Here is a 17,008-nt window from a genome sequence, read left to right on the forward strand (position 1 = left end):
TCCGGGCCTCATGGCGCCGGGGTCTCCAGTGCGTAGCCGACCCCGTGCACCGTGCGGATCCGCTCGGCGCCGATCTTGCGGCGCAGCGCCTTGACGTGGCTGTCGACGGTGCGGGTGCCGGACGCGTCGGCCCAGTCCCAGACCTCGGCCAGCAGCTGCTCGCGGGAGAGGACGGCGCGCGGCTGCTGGGCCAAGCACACCAGGAGGTCGAACTCGGTCGGGGTCAGGTGCACGTCCGTGCCGCGCACCCGGACCCGTCTCTGCGAGTTGTCGATCTCCAGGTCGCCCAGTTGCAGACTGCCGCCGCGCGAGCTGTGCGCGGCTATCGTCGCGCGCTCCACGCGGCGCAGCAGCACGTGCACCCGGGCGGCCAGCTCCCGCATGGAGAACGGCTTGGTCATGTAGTCGTCCGCGCCGACCCCGAGGCCGACGAGCATGTCGGTCTCGTCGTCCCGCGCGGTCAGCATCAGCACCGGCACCGGCCGCTGGGCCTGGACCCGCCGGCAGACCTCCAGTCCGTCATAGCCGGGCAGCATGACGTCGAGCACCAGCAGGTCCGGCTGCCAGGCGATCGCGGTGTCCACCGCGGTGGGCCCGTCACCGGCTGTGCGTACCTGGAACCCCTCGGCGCGCAGCCTGGCCGCGATGGCGTCGGCGATCGTCGGATCGTCCTCCACCACCAGCACCCGGCGCTGTGCGCCCGGTGTCGTCTGTGTGCTGTCCATTGCCGCCCCAAGGTCGTCCCGGTTGGCATGCAGCGTACGGGGCGGCCGACACGCTCGGCTACGTGGCCTGAAAGGGACATTCGACGCCCTTTCCGGGCGCCGCGGAGGTGATCGCTCAGAGCGAACACCTGTTGGGGAACACCGGGGGCATCACCTGCATTGAGTCCACATAGCTCAACTTGCTTGCTTAGGGAGAGATCATGGCTGCTGTATCCGCACCGTCCGGACCGCTCACCCTGCCCGTGCTGCCACTGGACGACGCTGTGGTGCTGCCCGGCATGGTGGTGCCGCTGGACCTGACGGACACCGAGGTACGCGCGGCCGTGGAGGCCGCGCAGTCCGCGCACGTCTCAGGAAGTAAGAGCAAGCCGCAGGTGCTGCTTGTTCCGCGGATCGACGGCACGTACGCCGCGGTCGGCACGCTCGGCTCGATCGAGCAGGTCGGCCGGCTGCCCGACGGAGACCCCGGCGCGGTCATCCGCGGTGTGACCCGGGTGCGGATCGGGGCCGGGACCACCGGGCCCGGTGCCGCGCTGTGGGTGGAGGCGACCGAGGTCGAGGAGCCGGCGGTCACCGAGGCGCCCGGCGCCGTCGCCGAGCTCGTCAAGGAGTACAAGGCGCTGGCCACCAGCTGGCTGCGCAAGCGCGGCGCCTGGCAGGTCGTGGACCGGGTGCAGCAGATCGAGGACGTCTCGCAGCTCGCGGACAACTCCGGCTACTCCTCGTTCCTGACGACCGAGCAGCGCGTGGAGCTGCTGGAGACCAGCGACCCGGTGCGGCGGCTGCGGCTCGCCATCAGCACGCTGCGCGACCACCTCGCCGAGCAGGACGTCGCGGACACCATCCGCAAGGACGTGCAGGAGGGGATGGAGAAGGCGCAGCGCGAGTTCCTGCTCCGCCAGCAGCTGGACGCGGTCCGCAAGGAGCTGTCCGAGCTGAACGGTGAGCCGGAGGACGAGGCGGGGGACTACCGCGCCCGTGTCGAGGCCGCCGACCTGCCGGAGAAGGTCCGCGAGGCGGCCCTCAAGGAGGTCGAGAAGCTGGAGCGCTCCTCCGACGCCTCGCCGGAGGGCAGCTGGATCCGCACCTGGCTGGACACGGTGCTCGAACTGCCGTGGAACACCACCACCGACGACGTCTACGACATCCCGGGCGCCCGCTCGGTGCTCGACGCGGACCACTCGGGCCCTCGACGACGTCAAGGAGCGCATCACGGAGTACCTGGCGGTGCGCAAGCGGCGTTCCGACCGCGGTCTCGGCGTGGTCGGCGGCCGGCGCGGGGGCGCGGTGCTGGCGCTCGTCGGCCCTCCCGGCGTCGGCAAGACCTCGCTCGGCGAGTCCGTCGCGAAGGCCATGGGACGGAAGTTCGTCCGGGTCTCGCTCGGTGGCGTCCGGGACGAGGCGGAGATCCGCGGTCACCGGCGCACCTACGTCGGCGCGCTGCCGGGCCGGATCGTCCGGGCGATCAAGGAGGCCGGGTCGATGAACCCGGTGGTGCTGCTCGACGAGATCGACAAGGTCGGCTCCGACTACCGGGGCGACCCGGCGGCGGCGCTGCTGGAGGTCCTGGACCCGGCGCAGAACCACACCTTCCGGGACCACTACCTGGAGGTCGAACTGGACCTGAGCGACGTGGTCTTCCTCGCCACCGCCAACGTCCTGGACTCGATCCCCGAGCCGCTGCTCGACCGGATGGAGCTCGTCCGGCTGGACGGCTACACCGAGGACGAGAAGGTCACCATCGCCCGTGACCACCTGGTCCCGCGCCAGCTGGAGCGGGCCGGACTCCTCACCGACGAGGTCTCGCTCGACGACTCGGCGCTGCGCAAGCTCGCGGGGGAGTACACCCGCGAGGCGGGCGTGCGCACCCTGGAGCGGTCGATCGCCCGCATCCTGCGGAAGATCGCGGCCCGGCACGAACTGGGCGGGCAGAAGCTGCCGTTCACTGTCTCCGACGCGGATCTGCGGGCGCTGATCGGGCGGCCGCACCACACGCCCGAGTCGGCGCAGGAGCCGGACGAGCGGCGGACGGCCGTCCCCGGTGTGGCGACCGGCCTGGCCGTGACCGGGGCGGGCGGTGACGTCCTGTTCATCGAGGCATCACTGGCCGACCCGGAGACCGGTGGCTCGGGGCTGACCCTCACGGGGCAGCTCGGCGACGTCATGAAGGAGTCGGCACAGATCGCGCTCTCCTTCCTGCGCTCGCACGGCGCGGAACTGGAGCTGCCGGTCGGCGACCTGAAGGAGCGCGGTGTGCACATCCACGTGCCCGCCGGCGGTATCCCCAAGGACGGCCCGAGCGCGGGCGTCACGATGACGACGGCACTGGCCTCGCTCCTGTCGGGGCAGCGGGTCCGCACCGACGTGGCCATGACCGGTGAGGTGTCGCTGACCGGACGGGTGCTGCCCATCGGCGGCGTCAAGCAGAAGCTGCTGGCCGCGCACCGGGCGGGGATCACCACGGTGATCATCCCGAAGCGCAACGAGCCGGACCTGGACGACGTGCCCGCGGAGATCCTGGAGAAGCTCGACGTCCACCCGGTCTCCGATGTCCGCCAGGTGCTGAAGCTGGCGCTGGAGCAGTCGGTGGCGAACGACCGGATCCCGGTCGCCGCCTGATCGCTGCGGCTCGGCCGGCCGACGACCACGACAGGACTCGGCGGGTCCGACGACCACGACAGGGCGCTGCCCCTCCCCCCGTGCGGAGGGGCGGCGCCCTGTCCTGGGTGGTCTCGTGCGCGGGCTCGGCTAGCCGTTGGCGAAGGCCTGCAGCCGGTCGTAGGCGCCGTTGAAGCGGTCCTGGTCACCGGGGAAGACACCGGAGTCGGCGTACTGCCAGATGGTGTGGAAGCCCCAGCCGGCCGGCAGGGCGCCGACGCTGGTGGAGTAGCGCGGGATCCACAGCGGGTTGTTGGCCGAGAAGGCGCTGCTGTTGCCGGTGCACTGCGTCCACCAGTTGGTGGAGGAGTAGATCGTCGGGTAGCGGCCGGTTCGGGCGCGGTACTCGTTGCTGAACGCGGCGATCCAGTTGACCATGCTGCCGGCGCTCAGGCCGTAGCAGGTGGCGCCGTAGGGGTTGTACTCGATGTCGAGCGCCCCGGGCAGCGTCTTGCCGTCGCGGGACCAGCCGCCGCCGTGGTTGACGAAGTAGTCGGCCTGGGCGGCGCCGCCGGAGTTGTCCGGCAGCGCGAAGTGGTACGAGCCGCGGATCATCCCGATGTTGTACGAGCCGTTGTACTGCTGGGCGAAGTACGGGCTGGTGTACGAGGTGCCCTCGGTGGCCTTGACGTACGCGAACCGTCCGCCGTTGGACCAGGCGGCCGACCAGTTGACGTTGCCCTGGTAGCCGCTGACGTCCATACCCGGAGTCTGGGTGACCAGTGGGGTGGCCACGTGTCCGGTGGTGCTGCCGCCCTCGTGGGCGCGGATGGTCGAGCCCATCCAGTCGAGTTCGGGGTGGGTCATCGGGCCGCTGCCGGCCGCGCCCGCGGAGTCCGGCAGGGCGAGTAAGACGGTGAGGAGCGTGAGGAGCAGCCCGGCGGCGAGGGCTGTTCTGCTGCGGAGGGATCGTGGACCGTGCACGGCGGAACGGGCTCCGAAGGACATAGGTGCCTCCATGGGGGGACGGGGCCTGACGCGCAGGGGGCCTTGGGATGGCCATGACAGGATGAAGGTAAGTGCGGGATCTACGCGCATGGAAGAGCCCTCGAACACCGCCGTTGGTCTACACCTGCGAAATACTTGAGCAGCTGCGGGAACGACGAACGCTGGAAGAAACTTTCAGCCCTCTGAAAGCGAAAGCGCTGTGGACGAGCAGATGGAAGCCCTGGAACGCGAGCTGACGGTGTTCTACCGGCGGGCCCGTGCGTCCTCCGGCGAGATGGCGCGTGAACTCCACCCGGAACTGGAACCCGCCGCCTACGGGCTCCTGGTCCGGCTCCAGGAGTGCGAGCCCGAGCGCGCCACCGACCTCGCCGCGTACTTCGGCGTCGGCAAGGCCACGATGAGCCGGCAGCTGCGCGCGCTGGAGGTGCTGGGGCTGGTCACCCGCGAGCCCGACCCCGCCGACGGCCGCGCCTTCCTGATGCGGATGACGGCCGAGGGCCGCGAGCGCTTCTCCCGGGTGCGCGCCGCCCGGCGCTCCCGCTACCTCCGCCGACTGGCCTCCTGGGACCGCGGCGAGGTCAGCGAACTGGCCCGGCTGCTGCAGCGGCTGAACGAACTGCAGGGGTCCGACGACTAGAGGGTGTTGCGAAAGGAGCGCCGTTCGCCCGTTAGGCCGTGTCTGGTGCGTGCGACGGCAAGGCGGAGGGTCGTCCTCGTACTGGACGTACTGGGGTGAGCCCGACAACTGGGGGCACGCTCAGAGTTCCACCAGCGCGGCCGTCGCGTCGTCGAAGGGCTTGCCGCGCGGTACGTCGCGGCCCTCGGGATCGGCCGACTCCGTGGCGCGCACCCGCCGGATCAGCGTCTGCGGCCCCTCCTCCCGCAGCAGCGCGAAGGTGCCGGCCCAGTCGTCCGTGCGGAAGACCTCGACCAGCCGGCTCGCCCCGTCGGTCAGCGCGGCGAAGGCGCGGACGTCGGCGCGCGGGGTGGTGCCGGTGACCGCACGGGAGACCACCGCCGGATCGGCGGCGGCGGTGAAGAAGCCGCCCTCGGAGTTGCGCAGCGCGGAGACGGCACGGCCCTCGGCGACCAGCCGCTCGATGCGGCCGTCCAGCACCGGTGTGACCTTGCCGTCGGGGGCTTCGAGGAGCAGCGCGGAATCGGAGAGTACGAGATGCTCCACGCTGTCCTGATTCCACCGGACTGTGACCACGGTGGCCTGCGGTGTCAGCCGGTGAGAAAGATCACAGGTGTCCCGGTGTGCGTCCGCCGTACGGCGAATCGCGGTCGCCAAACAGTCGGCGAGCGTCATCTCCGATCGCGAAACGGACAGTTCGAGCAGGGCCCCGCCGAGCCGCGCAACGAACCACGGCACCGAGTGGACGCAGTCGCCGTTCCCCGGCGCCGGCGTCACGCCATCCAGCAGGACCAGCGCGCCACCCTGCCCGGAAGCGGGCAGGGCCAGGGCGAGGAAGTCCTCGTTGGGGCGGTTGGGAGTGCCGGGCTCGGTGCTGCTCTCGATGCGCATGGATCGATTCTGCCGGAGCGCCGTTCGAACCTCTTGGTCCGTACCTGGACACCTCCGGGTCACCGCATATTCCCGTTCCAGGGCACCTGACATGGGCAGATGGGATGCGGGCGGGCATCCTGCCAGGGTGCGGCCGCGACGCCAAACCTGATCGTCGATCACGGATTGAGACGTTCCGCTCCGGGGTTGTCCGTCAACTCATGCGTGCGATTCACTCGTTCGGGTGTCGGGGAGGGGGACGCGCGGCCCCGTCTACAACGGGCTGAGAGGGTCGGGCCCATTGACCAGGCGAGACGGGATTGCGAGCTCCGGTGCGAAGACGACGTGAACTCCGCGACGGGGTCCCCCCCGCGGCGGGCAAAGGACGGGTGCGCAGCCGGTTGCTGGCCGCCCTGCTGATCTGTGCCGTCATCGTGCCGGCCGCGGCCGCGCCCGGCGTGGTGGTCGCCGTGCGCGACGTCTCCGACGCGCAGGACGAGGTGACGGCGGCCGAGCTGGCCATCCGGGCCATCTCGCTGGCGCACTCGCTGGCCGACGAGCGTGACGACATGGCCGCCTTCGTCGCCGGCGGACGGTCCACCGCCCCCGGCACCGGCGCCCCCGGGCTCTCCGAGTCGCAGCGCAACCGGGTGGACCGGCAGGCGCAGGGCCTCTCGGCCGACGAGGACGCCGGCGCGGAGCTGCGCGAAGTGCTGGCGACCCTCCCGCAGATCCGGCAGGAGGCGCTGACCGGCACCGGCGCCCCGCAGGCCGTAGTCGCCGCGTACACCCCCCTGCTGGACGCCCTGAGCCGGGCGGCGACGGGACCGGTGGCCGCACCGCTCAGCCGCGCCACCGCGCTGGCCGCCACCGAGCGCGGGCTCCTGGTGAGCGCGCTCACCGGTACCGGCGCCCAGCGCCCGTTGGCCACCGACGCGCAGACCGCCGCCGTGCGGGAGCGGGCGGCGCTGGCCGACTTCCGCGCCACCGCGTCCCAGGAACTGCGCGACCAGTACAGCCAGACCGTCACCGGCGCGGATGTCGCCGAGGCCGAGAACGACCTGCGGCTCCTCACCGACCAGCCGCAGTTGGCCACCTCCGACCGCGCGCTCGGCACGGCCGCGGTCAAGGCCGCGCTCACCGCCAGGATCGGCCTGATGCGCAGCGTGGAGTCCTCGCTCGCCACCGCCGAGGCCGACGCGGCCGGCGAACGGCGGGACGACGCGGTGACCGCCCTCGAACTGCGGGTCGCCCTGGCCGCGCTGTGCCTGCTGGTCGCCGTCGGCGTCCTCGTCTCGACCGCCCGCTCGCTCACCCGGCCGCTCGCCGCGCTGCACCGCTTCGCCACGGGCCGGTCCGAGGAGGCGCGCGTCGTCGGCGACGACGAGTTCGCGACGGTCGCCCGCCGTATCAACGTGCTCGTCACCGAGTTGCGCGCCGTACAGGCCCGGGGCCTCGAACTGGGTGCGGAACAGACCCGGCTGCTGGGTATTCTCGACGCGCTCGCGACAGAACGCGACAGCCTGCTGCACCAGCACGACGCCATCAGCGCCGAACGGGCCGCGAGTGCCGGCACCGGCACCGACAGGACCGGCGCGCACACCACGTACGTCAACCTCTCGCTGCGCACCCTGGGCCTGGTGGAGCGCCAGCTCGCCCTGATCGAGGGGCTGGAGGAGCGCGAGCAGGACCCGGACCGGCTGGAGACGCTCTTCCGGCTGGACCACCTCGCCACCCGGATGCGCCGCAACAGCGAGAACCTGCTGGTCCTCGCGGGAACCGAGCACAGCCACGGCGGCGCCACCGCCAAGCCCGTGCCGCTGGTCGACGTGGCCCGTGCGGCGATCTCGGAGATCGAGCGCTACGAGCGGGTGCGGATCCAGGCACTGCCCGCCGGGCAACTGGCCGGGCACGCGGCCGACGACACCAGCCACCTGGTGGCCGAACTGCTCGACAACGCGACCGCGTTCTCGCCGCCGCAGGCCGAGGTGCAGCTCTCCGGTTGGATGCTGGAGAACGGCGAGGTGATGATCTCCGTCGAGGACGCGGGCATCGGCGCCCCGCCCGAGCGGCTTGCCGAGCTGAACGCGCTGCTCACCGACGCCGAGCCGGCCGCACCCGGCAACGCGACCGGTATGGGGCTGTATGTCGTGGCCCGGCTCGCCGCCCGGCACGGGATCCGCGTGCAGTTGCGCGAGCAGAAGCAGGGCGGCATCGCCGCCGTCGTGATCCTGCCGCGCCGGCTGCTGCCGGCCGGACGCCCCGAAGACGCTCCGGCCAACCCGGTGAAGGCCGCGATCGCCGGCGAGCCGATGCCGGTGGAGGGGACTCCCGCGCCGGAACGGCTGCCGGACGCCCCGGAAGCGATTCCGGCGGCCGTCGGGGCCCCGGAGAGCGTCTCCGTGGAGCACGCGGGACCGGGCCGCGTCGTACGGCCGCGGTCCGCGCCCGACGACGCACCGGCGGCACCGGCCGCGGCACCCGCTCCGCCGGCCGCCGAGCCCGACGGAGCCGTCACCGGCAAGGGCCTGCCGCAGCGCGTGCCGCGCAGCAGCGGGCTGACCGGCGAGCCGGCCGCGCGCCGCACCGGGATGAACGGACCGGTGGACGCGGAGGCGCTGCGGCGCAAGTTCGGCGGATTGCAACGAGGACTTCGGGACGGACGACGGGACGCGGAAGAGGAGACCCGGGCGGCAGACCCGGGGCAGGCAGGCCCAACGGGGGGCGCAGGCGCAGCTGGAACCATCGAGGAGGCGAGCCGTTGAACGCGGCGAGTACGGACACGAAGGACCTGAGCCATGAAGCCCGCAATCTGCGGTGGTTGCTGAGCAACTTCGTCGAGGAGGTGCCCGGCGTCCACTCGGTCGCCGTGGTCTCCTCCGACGGACTGCTCCTGATCACCTCCGATGCGGGCGCCGATCCAGAGGTGGCCGAGGAGTCCGGCGGGCAGCAGCCGCCGGCCGGCCCCGCGGACGCCCGGGCGGACCTGGCCACGGTCGTCTCCGGCCTCGCCTCGCTGACCCACGGCGCGGCGCGCCTGATGGACGGCGGCCGCGTCCGGCAGACCGCGGTCGCCATGGACGCGGGCAGCCTGTTCGTGATGTCGATCAGCGACGGGTCGCTGCTCGGCGTCCACGCCGCCGCCGACTGTGACATGAGCGTCGTCGGCTACCACATGGCGCTGTTCGTCGGCCGGGCCGGGCACGTCCTGACCCCCGCGCTCCGCGACGAGCTGCGGCGGTCCAGGGAAGCCGCCGGCGCCGAGCGGGAGACCGCCGGTTCCGAGCGGGAGGGCGGCCGCTGATGTCCATGTCCCTGCCCCAGCGCGGCGCCGACCGCCGCACCGCCCGGGTCCGCCCGTACGCGCTGACCGGCGGACGCACCCGCTTCGGCCATGTGCTCTTCGTCGAGACGTTCGTGGCGAGCATCGACGGCCAGGAGCCGGGTTTCGTGCTCACCGCGGGCCGCTGGGCCGAACGAGTGATGCCGGAGATGCGCGCGATCGTGGAGTTGTGCCGCAGAATGCGGTCGGTGGCCGAGATCTCGGCCTTGCTGCGGATGCCGCTCGGCGTCGTCCGTGTACTGCTCAGCGACCTGGCTGACCAGGGAAGGATCCGCGTCTACGGCACCGGGCACGGCCCGGGCAGTCCTGATCGCGCGTTGTTGGAAAGGGTGCTCGGTGGACTTCGCAGGCTTTGAGGAGACCGGCGGCACGCAGGAGTGGCAGACGGAGCGCGGGCGCGCGCCGGTCTCCACCAAGATCGTGGTCGCGGGCGGCTTCGGCGTGGGCAAGACGACGTTCGTCGGCTCGATCTCGGAGATCACGCCACTCACCACCGAGGCGGTGATGACGCGGGCCAGCGAGTCCGTGGACGACCTCGGCTCCACCCCGGACAAGACGACGACCACCGTCGCGATGGACTTCGGGCGCATCACCCTGGACCAGGACCTGGTCCTGTACGTCTTCGGCACGCCCGGCCAGCAGCGCTTCTGGTTCATGTGGGACGACCTGGTACGCGGTGCGATCGGCGCGATCGTGCTGGCGGACACCCGGCGGCTGGCCGAGTGCTTCCCCGCGCTCGACTACTTCGAGGGCTGCGGTCTGCCGTACACCGTGGCCGTCAACCAGTTCGAGGGCACCCCGGAGTACACCGAGCAGGACGTCCGCGAAGCGCTCGCCGTACCGCTGCACATACCCGTGTTGATCTGTGACGCCCGCAAGCGGTATTCGGTGGTGGAGGCGCTCATGGCGCTGGTGGCGCACGCACTGGCCGAACAGCCGCTCTGAGCGGTACGTACACGAACTTATAGACGAAGCGAAAGCCGGACCTTCATCATGCGCAAGATACTCATCGTCGGAGCCGGTCAGGCCGGCCTCCAACTGGCCCTGGGCCTGCAGGGCCGGGGCTACGAGGTCACCCTCATGTCCAACCGCACGGCCGACGAGATACGCGACGGCCGGGTGATGTCCACCCAGTGCATGTTCGGCACCGCGCTGCGGCACGAGCGCGATCTGGGCATCAACTTCTGGGAGGAGCGGGCACCGCGCATCGAGGGTGTCGGCGTCTCGGTCGCGGCCCCGGACGCGTCCCGCCCCATCGACTGGGTCGGCCGCCTGGACGGTTTCGCGCAGTCGGTCGACCAGCGGGTGAAGATGGCCGGCTGGATGGAGACCTTCGCCGAGCGCGGCGGCAAGCTCGTCATCCACGGCGTCGCCGTCTCCGACCTCGACTACTTCTCGCGCGCCTACGACCTGGTGCTGGTCGCCGCGGGCAAGGGCGAACTGGTCTCGATGTTCGCCCGCGACGCCTCCCGTTCGCCCTACGACGCCCCGCAGCGCGCGCTGGCGGTCGCGTACGTGCACGGCCTCGGGCCGCGCCCCGAACACCCCGACTTCCTGGCGGTCCGCTGCAACCTGGTGCCGGGCGTCGGTGAACTCTTCGTCATGCCGACCCTCACCACCTCGGGCCCCGCCGACATCCTGTTCTGGGAGGGCGTCCCCGGCGGCCCCCTGGACGTTTTCCAGGGCGTCAAGGACCCCGAGGAACACCTGCGCCTCACCCTGGACCTGATGCGGCAGTTCACCCCGTGGGAGTACGACCGGGCCCGCTCGGTGGAACTCACCGACGCGAACGGCACCCTCGCCGGCCGTTACGCGCCCACCGTCCGCCAGGGCGTCGCGGAACTGCCGTCGGGCGGGCTCGTCCTCGGTGTCGCCGACGTCGTCGTCGCGAACGACCCGATCACCGGGCAGGGTTCCAACAGCGCCGCCAAATGCGCCGCGTCGTACCTGGGGAGCATCGTCGAGCGCGCCGACCAGCCCTTCGACGAGGCGTGGATGCGGTCCGCCTACGACCGGTACTGGCAGATCGCCGAGCCCGTCACCAAGTGGACGAACGCGATGCTCGCGCCGCCGCCCGAGCACGTGCTGCAGCTGATCGGCGCCGCGGGCGGCCTGCAGCCCGTCGCGGACCGCTTCGCCAACGGGTTCGACGACCCGGCCGACTACGAGCAGTGGTTCTTCGACCCGGACCTGGCCGCGGCCTACCTCGGCGAGGTCCAGGCCGCGCAACCGGCGCAGGCGTGACACGAAGGGGGCCGGGCCGCTCGCGCTACGAGCGGCCCGGCCCCCCTTCCCGGTTCTCTCAGCCGACGTTGTTGCCCGCGTCGGAGCCGCCGTCGATCGGTGTCCTGGCGTCCGCCTTGGGGAGCGCCGGTGGCACGTAGTCCTTCATCGGGCCCTGGGCGGAGTCGGGCCTGACCGCTCCGAGGATCGGGTTGGCGGCGATGGGCGAGACCTTCACGAAGGCGCCGGGACGCGGCGCCTGGATGACGAGACCGTCGCCGATGTAGATGCCGACGTGCGTCGCGCCCGGGAAGTAGATGACGAGGTCGCCGGGGCGCAGCAGGCTCATCGGCACCTTGGGCAGCTGCGCCCACTGCTCCTGGCTGGTGCGCGGGATGGCCTTCCCGGCGTGCAGCCACGCCTGCGAGGTGAGCCCCGAGCAGTCGTAGGAGTCCGGCCCCTCGGCACCCCAGATGTACGGCTTGCCGAGCTGCAGGAACGCGTAGCCGACCGCGCGGTTGCCCGCCTCGGAGGGCGTCCGGCTGCCCGTGCCGAGGGCCTTGGAGTCCAGGAAGTCGGTCTGGGCCTGGTTGATGCCCTGCTCCTCGAGCTTCTGCAGCTCCTCGAGCTGAACACCCGTCAGGCCCGCGATGATCGTTTCGACGCGCTTGAGGTGCTCCTCGACCTGGACCTTCGCGGCACCCTGCTGGGTCTGCAGCAACTGCGCCTGGCCGAGCGCGGCCTGGGCGCCGGCGTTCAGCACGGCGATCCGCTTCTCGCCGCCCTTCAGCTGCTCCAGGAGTTCCGCCTCGCTGCCGGCGGCCCGCTGCAGCAGGTGCTTCTGCGAGAAGAGGTCCTGCGGCTCGTCGGCGACCAACAGGTTGAGGTACGGCGAGACGCCGCCGTCCTGGTACTGCCGGCGGGCGAGCATGCCGATCTGGTCGCGCGCCTCGGCGACCGCGACCCGCTGGTCGGCGAGCTGCTTGTCCAGCTGGGCGGCCGTGGCCTGCTGCTTGGTCGCGGCCTCCTTGGCCTTGTTGAAGGCCTCGGTGGCCTGCTCGGTCTGCAGGTACAGCGTCTGGAGCTGGGTCAGCAGCTGGACCAGCGGCTGTGACGGGGGGTCATGGGGCGCGGCGGCGGCTTGCTGGGCGGGGAGCGAGAGCGCGGCGGCCGCGAGGAGCGCACCGCATATCACCGCTCGGTGGATCCACCCACGGTTCCGTCGGGCCACTGACATCCCCTCACTTTCGGTCGCACAGCGGCGATCACCTGCTGCGTCAAGATCTTGTCATGGGTTGTCGTATCTTCGACAGTGGGAATAGGCGATTCCGCCCAATCCGGTCACCCCCGCGGTGCCTCCCCGTCACCTGGTCAGCCCATCGGCAGCGCCGTCACCGCGTTCCCGTTCTGAACGAACAGGACGCTACCCCGGGTGACGAGCCGTATGCCCGCGGCGGTTCCGCTTCCGCTTCCGGTTCCCGCGCCGGGGACCCGGTAGCTCCACACCGCCTTGCGGGTGCGGACGTCGAACGCCGCGACGCACGGCCGGCCGCCGGCGGTGGGGGCGTGCAGGACTCCGCCGTGCACCACCGGTGCGCACTGGGTGCCCAGCGGTGTCGCGGGGCCGCTCTCCCCACAACGGGTTGCCGGTGCGGGCGTCGAGGGCGAGCACGCCCGCGGCGGGTCCGGCGGCGTACAGGACGCCGTCGGCGATGACCGGATCGCTGTACGTCCGGTCGCGGGTGCTGTGCCGCCAGGCGACGGCCCCGTCGTCGAGGGCGACCGCGGTGACCCCGCCGCCCGCCACGTAGGCGCGCGGACCGGCGACCGCCGGGCGCCCGTTGGCGCTCCCCGGCAGGGCGCGCGTCCACTGCTGCTCGCCGGTCCGCCGGTCGAGGGAGGTCAGGGCTTCGCCGTCGCAGTACAGCAACCGGTCGCCCGCCAGCGCCGCCGCCGGCGCTTCGGACGGGCTGTGCCCCGCGGTCGCGCGCCACCGTTCGCGGCGGTCCTTGAGGTCGTAGGCGAGCAGCAGGGTGGTGTAGTCGTCGTCGAGCGGGCTGCCCTGGGACGCCGTCAGGTACAGCGCGCCGCCGTCGGAGGCGAGCAGCGCGTCCTGGGCGAACCGCACCCCCAGCCGCGGGCTCCAGGGTCCAGCGGACCCGGCCCTTGGCGGCCGGGTCGACCGCGCGCGGGGCGGCGGCGCCGACGGTGTAGGCCACGTCCGCCAGCAGGCCGTCACCGGTGGGCACCGGCGAGCCGTCGGGTTCGAAGCCGGCGGCGGTCCACAGCGGCTTCCCGGTGCGCGCGTCGAGGCCGATCAGACCGTCGTACCCCTTGAGGACGAGGAGGGCGTCGCTCACCGCCACCGGAGCGACGTCCACCAGGTCGGGGCCCTCGTACGTCCACAGCGGGGACGGCGCGCCGCCCGGCGGGCGGGAGCCCTTGGGGCGAGGGAGCGGGGAAGGGCTGTCGGTAGGGGAGGGGCGGCCACCGTTCCTGCCGGACGCGCCGCGGCCTTCGCGCAGCCACGCGATCCCGGCCGCGCTCGCCATGGCGGCGCCGCCGAAGGACACCGCCAGCAGCGCTCGCCGCGACATCCCGGCCGGCTGCTCCGACATCTGTGCGTGCCCCCTCTGGCCTGGACCTGTCGAGGGAGCGTACGACCGCCCCCGGCCGGAAGCCAGTCCGGCCGGGGGCGGTGCGGGGTTACGTCCGGTTGCCGCTGATTGGTCAGCTTCCGAAGTAGGACCGGAAGTTGTTGGAGAACTCCGAGCCGCCGAACTTGTCCCAGTTCACCGACCACGTCATGAGACCGCGCAGGGCGGGCCAGGTGCCGTGGGTGGTGTAGCCGCCGCAGTTCGTCTTCTTGGTGAGGCAGTCCAGCGCCTTGTTCACCTCGGCGGGAGCGGTGTAGCCGTTGCCGGCGTTGGTGCTCGCGGGGAGGCCGATGGCGATCTGTGAGGGCGCCAGCGGCGGGAACACGTTGGCGGTGTTGCCCGCGACGGGGAAGCCGGTGAGCAGCATGTCCGTCATGGCGATGTGGAAGTCCGCGCCGCCCATGGAGTGGTACTGGTTGTCGAGGCCCATGATCGAACCCGAGTTGTAGTCCTGGACGTGCAGCAGGGTCAGGTCACCGCGCATCGCGTAGATCACGGGCAGGTAGGCGCCCGCGCGCGGGTCCTGGCCGCCCCAGGGGCCCGAGCCGTAGTACTGGTAGCCGAGCTGCACGAAGAAGGTCTCCGGGGCCATCGTCAGGACGAAGCCGCTGCCGTACTTGGCCTTGAGGGTCTTCAGCGCGGAGATCAGGTTCACCACGACCGGCGTCGTCGGGTTCTTGAAGTCGGTGTCGCCGGTGTTGAGGGAGAGCGAGTGGCCCTCGAAGTCGATGTCGAGGCCGTTGAGCCCCCACTTGTCGATGATCGCACTCACCGAGGAGACGAAGGTGTCGCGGGCCGCGGCCGTGGTCAGCTGCACCTGGCCGTTCTGGCCGCCGATGGAGATGACGACCTTCTTGCCCTGGGCCTGCTTGGCCTGGATGGCGGCCTTGAAGTCGGCGTCGGACTCGACGCCGGCGCACTCGGTCGCGGGGCAGCGGTTGAAGCGGATGTCGCCGGAGGTGACGGAGGTCGGCTCCCCGAAGGCCAGGTCGATGACGTTCCAGGTACTGGGGACGTCGGCCATCCGGGTGTAGCCCGCGCCGTTGGCGAAGCTCGCGTGCAGGTAGCCGACCAGCGCGTGGGCGGGCAGTCCGCCGGAGGGCGGCGGGGTGGTGGGAGGCGTGGTGGGGGGAGTGGTCGGCGGCGTCGTGGGGGGCGTCGTCGGCGGTGTCGTGGGCGGTGTCGTGGGCGGGGTGGTGGGCGGGCTGGTCGGGCCGCCCGGCCCGCTGAGCGAGGCGTCGTCGGCGTAGTAGGCGGGCTGGCCGTACCAGCCGTGCAGGAAGACCGTGGCGCTGGTCTGGGTCGCGCCGGTCGTGAAGCCGACGCTCAGCTGCTGGTAGGCGCCACCGGTGCCGGGCGTCCAGGTGCTGGCGCCGCCGTCCACGCCGATGTACACGTACGAGCCCTTGACCTGCGCGGAGAAGGTGTACGCGGTGTTCGGCGCGACGGTGACGGTCTGCTTGCACTGCGCGGTGTCGCTCGCGCCCGGGGTGCCGGCGAGCGCGTAACTCCCGCTCTTGGCCTGCCCGGTGACCGCCTTGGCGGTCGCGTCGCAGGTCCAGCCGGACAGCGATCCGGTCTCGAAGCCGCCGTTGACCAGGAATTCGCCGGCGGAGGCGGAGGGGGCGAGTGCGACCAGGCCGCCGAGGGTGGCGGCACACGCGAGGGTGGCCGCACCGGCGATGGCGGATCTCGACCGGCCGCGGAAGGGGGATGTGAGCACGGGGGGATGCTCCTTCTGCTTCAAGGAGTGCGCATGACGCGGCGCGCCTGACAACGCGCAGCAAACAGGTCTGGACCAATCCTGTCAATGGTCTGAACCAACACCCGTGCGACATCCGTCGGACGCCGCCTCCCCGCGCGGCCGTCATCTGCCGTTATGTCGTCAATCCCCGGGTGGGCGCGTCCCCTTGTTCCGTACGCTCCTCGACCACGGCCACTTCAGCCGGGTGTCCGGCACGGTCCCCTCGGGGTCGTACACGAACACCCAGCGGGTCTGCCGTGCCGCGCGCGGGCCGGGGCTCGGCTCGCGGTGGTACACGTGCACCACGGGCTTGCCCCCGTCGGCGTCCGGTACCGGCACGGTGTACACCTTCGGCGGCTGCCCGGTCGCCCCCACCAGGACGCCCATCAGGCGCCCGTCCAGCGGGCCGCCGACGAACTCCGTGTTCTCGCTTCTCACGCGCCCAGCATCCCACGGTCGTCGCCGTCGGGGAGCAGATGCGCCACGGCCTCCGCGATCGGGGCGAGCCGTCGGGCCAGTTCGCCCGCCGGGCTGTCGGGGGTCTCCAGGGCCAACGCCGCCGCGGCGACCTCGGCGGTCTCCAGGTCCGTGGTCGCGGTGATCAGCAGCAGACCGGTGAGATGGTCGACGAGCCAGCCGCGCAGCTCCGGCAGCGGCGGCTGCTTGCCCTCGTCCAGCCAGGTCAGCGACACCGCCTCCACGGAGGCGATCCAGGAGCGGACCATCATCGCCAGACGCGGGCCGGGATTCGGCGCCCCCAGGTGCAGCAGCACCTGCTCGGCCGCGCTGCGCCGCACCCCGTCGACGATCGCGCCCGTCCGGCTGGTCTCCGCCACGCTGCCGCCGCGCAGCAGCGCGGAGTAGGCGGCGTCGTGCTCGTCGACGAAGGCGAGATAGCGGTCCAAGGCGTGCGCGAGGCGCTGCGTCGGTGCGCCCTCTGACGGTTCTATGAAGCATTTCCGCAGCTCATCAGCGGCATTGTGCATCGCGGCCTCGTACAACTGCTGTTTGCCACCGGGGAAGTACCGGTAGACCAGCGGCCGGGACACCCCGGCGGCGGCCGCGACGTCGTCGACCGACACGTCCTCGGGGCGGTGGTGCCCGAAGAGGTCCACCGCTGCCGCGAGCAACTGCGTACGGCGTTGCTCGACGCTGAGTCGGCGGTATGCGGGCGCCGCGCTGCCGTTCATGGGCGCAGCCTAG

At 72.0% G+C, this 17,008-nt stretch carries 14 protein-coding genes and 1 pseudogene; 7 read left to right on the plus strand and 8 right to left on the minus strand.

What is annotated here, in order from left to right:
• Positions 1 to 8 precede the first annotated feature (8 nt).
• Positions 9 to 725: a response regulator transcription factor gene (locus tag M2266_RS24065; RefSeq protein ID WP_277440055.1), complete on the minus strand. Its 717-nt coding sequence runs from the start codon at positions 723 to 725 to the stop codon at positions 9 to 11.
• 200 nt (positions 726 to 925) lie between these two features.
• On the opposite strand from M2266_RS24065, the pseudogene lon reads away from it, so the two are divergent.
• Positions 926 to 3,344 (plus strand): annotated as a pseudogene (gene lon, locus M2266_RS24070) (endopeptidase La).
• Between the two features lie 129 nt (positions 3,345 to 3,473).
• Here lon and M2266_RS24075 read toward each other — a convergent pair.
• On the minus strand, positions 3,474 to 4,331 hold the full coding sequence (locus M2266_RS24075; RefSeq protein ID WP_277440056.1) for a lysozyme: 858 nt from the start codon (positions 4,329 to 4,331) through the stop codon (positions 3,474 to 3,476).
• A 211-nt stretch (positions 4,332 to 4,542) separates the two neighbouring features.
• Here M2266_RS24075 and M2266_RS24080 point away from each other — a divergent pair, with 211 nt between their 5' ends.
• A complete protein-coding gene (locus M2266_RS24080; RefSeq protein ID WP_269274438.1) occupies positions 4,543 to 4,968 on the plus strand; it encodes a MarR family transcriptional regulator in 426 nt (141 codons plus the stop codon).
• A gap of 120 nt (positions 4,969 to 5,088) precedes the next feature.
• Here M2266_RS24080 and M2266_RS24085 read toward each other — a convergent pair whose 3' ends face one another.
• On the minus strand, positions 5,089 to 5,859 hold the full coding sequence (locus tag M2266_RS24085; protein WP_277440057.1) for a protein phosphatase 2C domain-containing protein: 771 nt from the start codon (positions 5,857 to 5,859) through the stop codon (positions 5,089 to 5,091).
• 368 nt (positions 5,860 to 6,227) lie between these two features.
• Between M2266_RS24085 and M2266_RS24090 the strand changes: the two genes are divergently transcribed.
• The 5 genes from M2266_RS24090 to M2266_RS24110 are packed head-to-tail and all read left to right on the plus strand — an operon-like array spanning position 6,228 to position 11,425.
• Positions 6,228 to 8,603: a nitrate- and nitrite sensing domain-containing protein gene (locus M2266_RS24090; RefSeq protein WP_277440058.1), complete on the plus strand. Its 2,376-nt coding sequence runs from the start codon at positions 6,228 to 6,230 to the stop codon at positions 8,601 to 8,603.
• On the plus strand, positions 8,600 to 9,142 hold the full coding sequence (locus tag M2266_RS24095; RefSeq protein WP_277440059.1) for a roadblock/LC7 domain-containing protein: 543 nt from the start codon (positions 8,600 to 8,602) through the stop codon (positions 9,140 to 9,142). The genes M2266_RS24090 and M2266_RS24095 overlap by 4 nt, the downstream gene beginning before the upstream one ends.
• Entirely contained in the window at positions 9,142 to 9,537 is a 396-nt protein-coding gene (locus M2266_RS24100) for a DUF742 domain-containing protein (RefSeq protein ID WP_269274418.1), read from the plus strand. Before M2266_RS24095 ends, M2266_RS24100 begins: the two co-directional genes overlap by 1 nt.
• Positions 9,518 to 10,126 (plus strand): ATP/GTP-binding protein, encoded by a 609-nt coding sequence (locus M2266_RS24105; protein WP_277440060.1) that lies wholly within the window; start codon positions 9,518 to 9,520, stop codon positions 10,124 to 10,126. The genes M2266_RS24100 and M2266_RS24105 overlap by 20 nt, the downstream gene beginning before the upstream one ends.
• Positions 10,127 to 10,174: 48 nt before the next feature.
• Positions 10,175 to 11,425: a styrene monooxygenase/indole monooxygenase family protein gene (locus tag M2266_RS24110; protein WP_277440061.1), complete on the plus strand. Its 1,251-nt coding sequence runs from the start codon at positions 10,175 to 10,177 to the stop codon at positions 11,423 to 11,425.
• A 58-nt stretch (positions 11,426 to 11,483) separates the two neighbouring features.
• Here the strand turns inward: M2266_RS24110 and M2266_RS24115 are convergent, their stop codons facing one another.
• The 5 genes from M2266_RS24115 to M2266_RS24135 form a co-directional block, all read right to left on the minus strand.
• Positions 11,484 to 12,599 (minus strand): C40 family peptidase, encoded by a 1,116-nt coding sequence (locus M2266_RS24115; protein WP_277440062.1) that lies wholly within the window; start codon positions 12,597 to 12,599, stop codon positions 11,484 to 11,486.
• A gap of 228 nt (positions 12,600 to 12,827) precedes the next feature.
• Positions 12,828 to 13,532: a PQQ-binding-like beta-propeller repeat protein gene (locus tag M2266_RS24120; RefSeq protein WP_277440063.1), complete on the minus strand. Its 705-nt coding sequence runs from the start codon at positions 13,530 to 13,532 to the stop codon at positions 12,828 to 12,830.
• 602 nt (positions 13,533 to 14,134) lie between these two features.
• Positions 14,135 to 15,745: a glycosyl hydrolase family 18 protein gene (locus M2266_RS24125; protein WP_346780956.1), complete on the minus strand. Its 1,611-nt coding sequence runs from the start codon at positions 15,743 to 15,745 to the stop codon at positions 14,135 to 14,137.
• Between the two features lie 201 nt (positions 15,746 to 15,946).
• Positions 15,947 to 16,243, minus strand: coding sequence for a hypothetical protein (locus tag M2266_RS24130; protein ID WP_277440064.1), 297 nt, complete (start codon positions 16,241 to 16,243; stop codon positions 15,947 to 15,949).
• Positions 16,240 to 16,995 carry a TetR/AcrR family transcriptional regulator gene (locus M2266_RS24135; RefSeq protein ID WP_277440065.1) on the minus strand — a complete coding sequence of 252 codons (756 nt, stop codon included), beginning with the start codon at positions 16,993 to 16,995 and terminating at the stop codon, positions 16,240 to 16,242. The genes M2266_RS24130 and M2266_RS24135 overlap by 4 nt, the downstream gene beginning before the upstream one ends.
• Positions 16,996 to 17,008: the final 13 nt, after the last annotated feature.

It is taken from the genome of Streptomyces sp. SPB162, assembly GCF_029504575.1.
Taxonomy (GTDB): domain Bacteria; phylum Actinomycetota; class Actinomycetes; order Streptomycetales; family Streptomycetaceae; genus Actinacidiphila.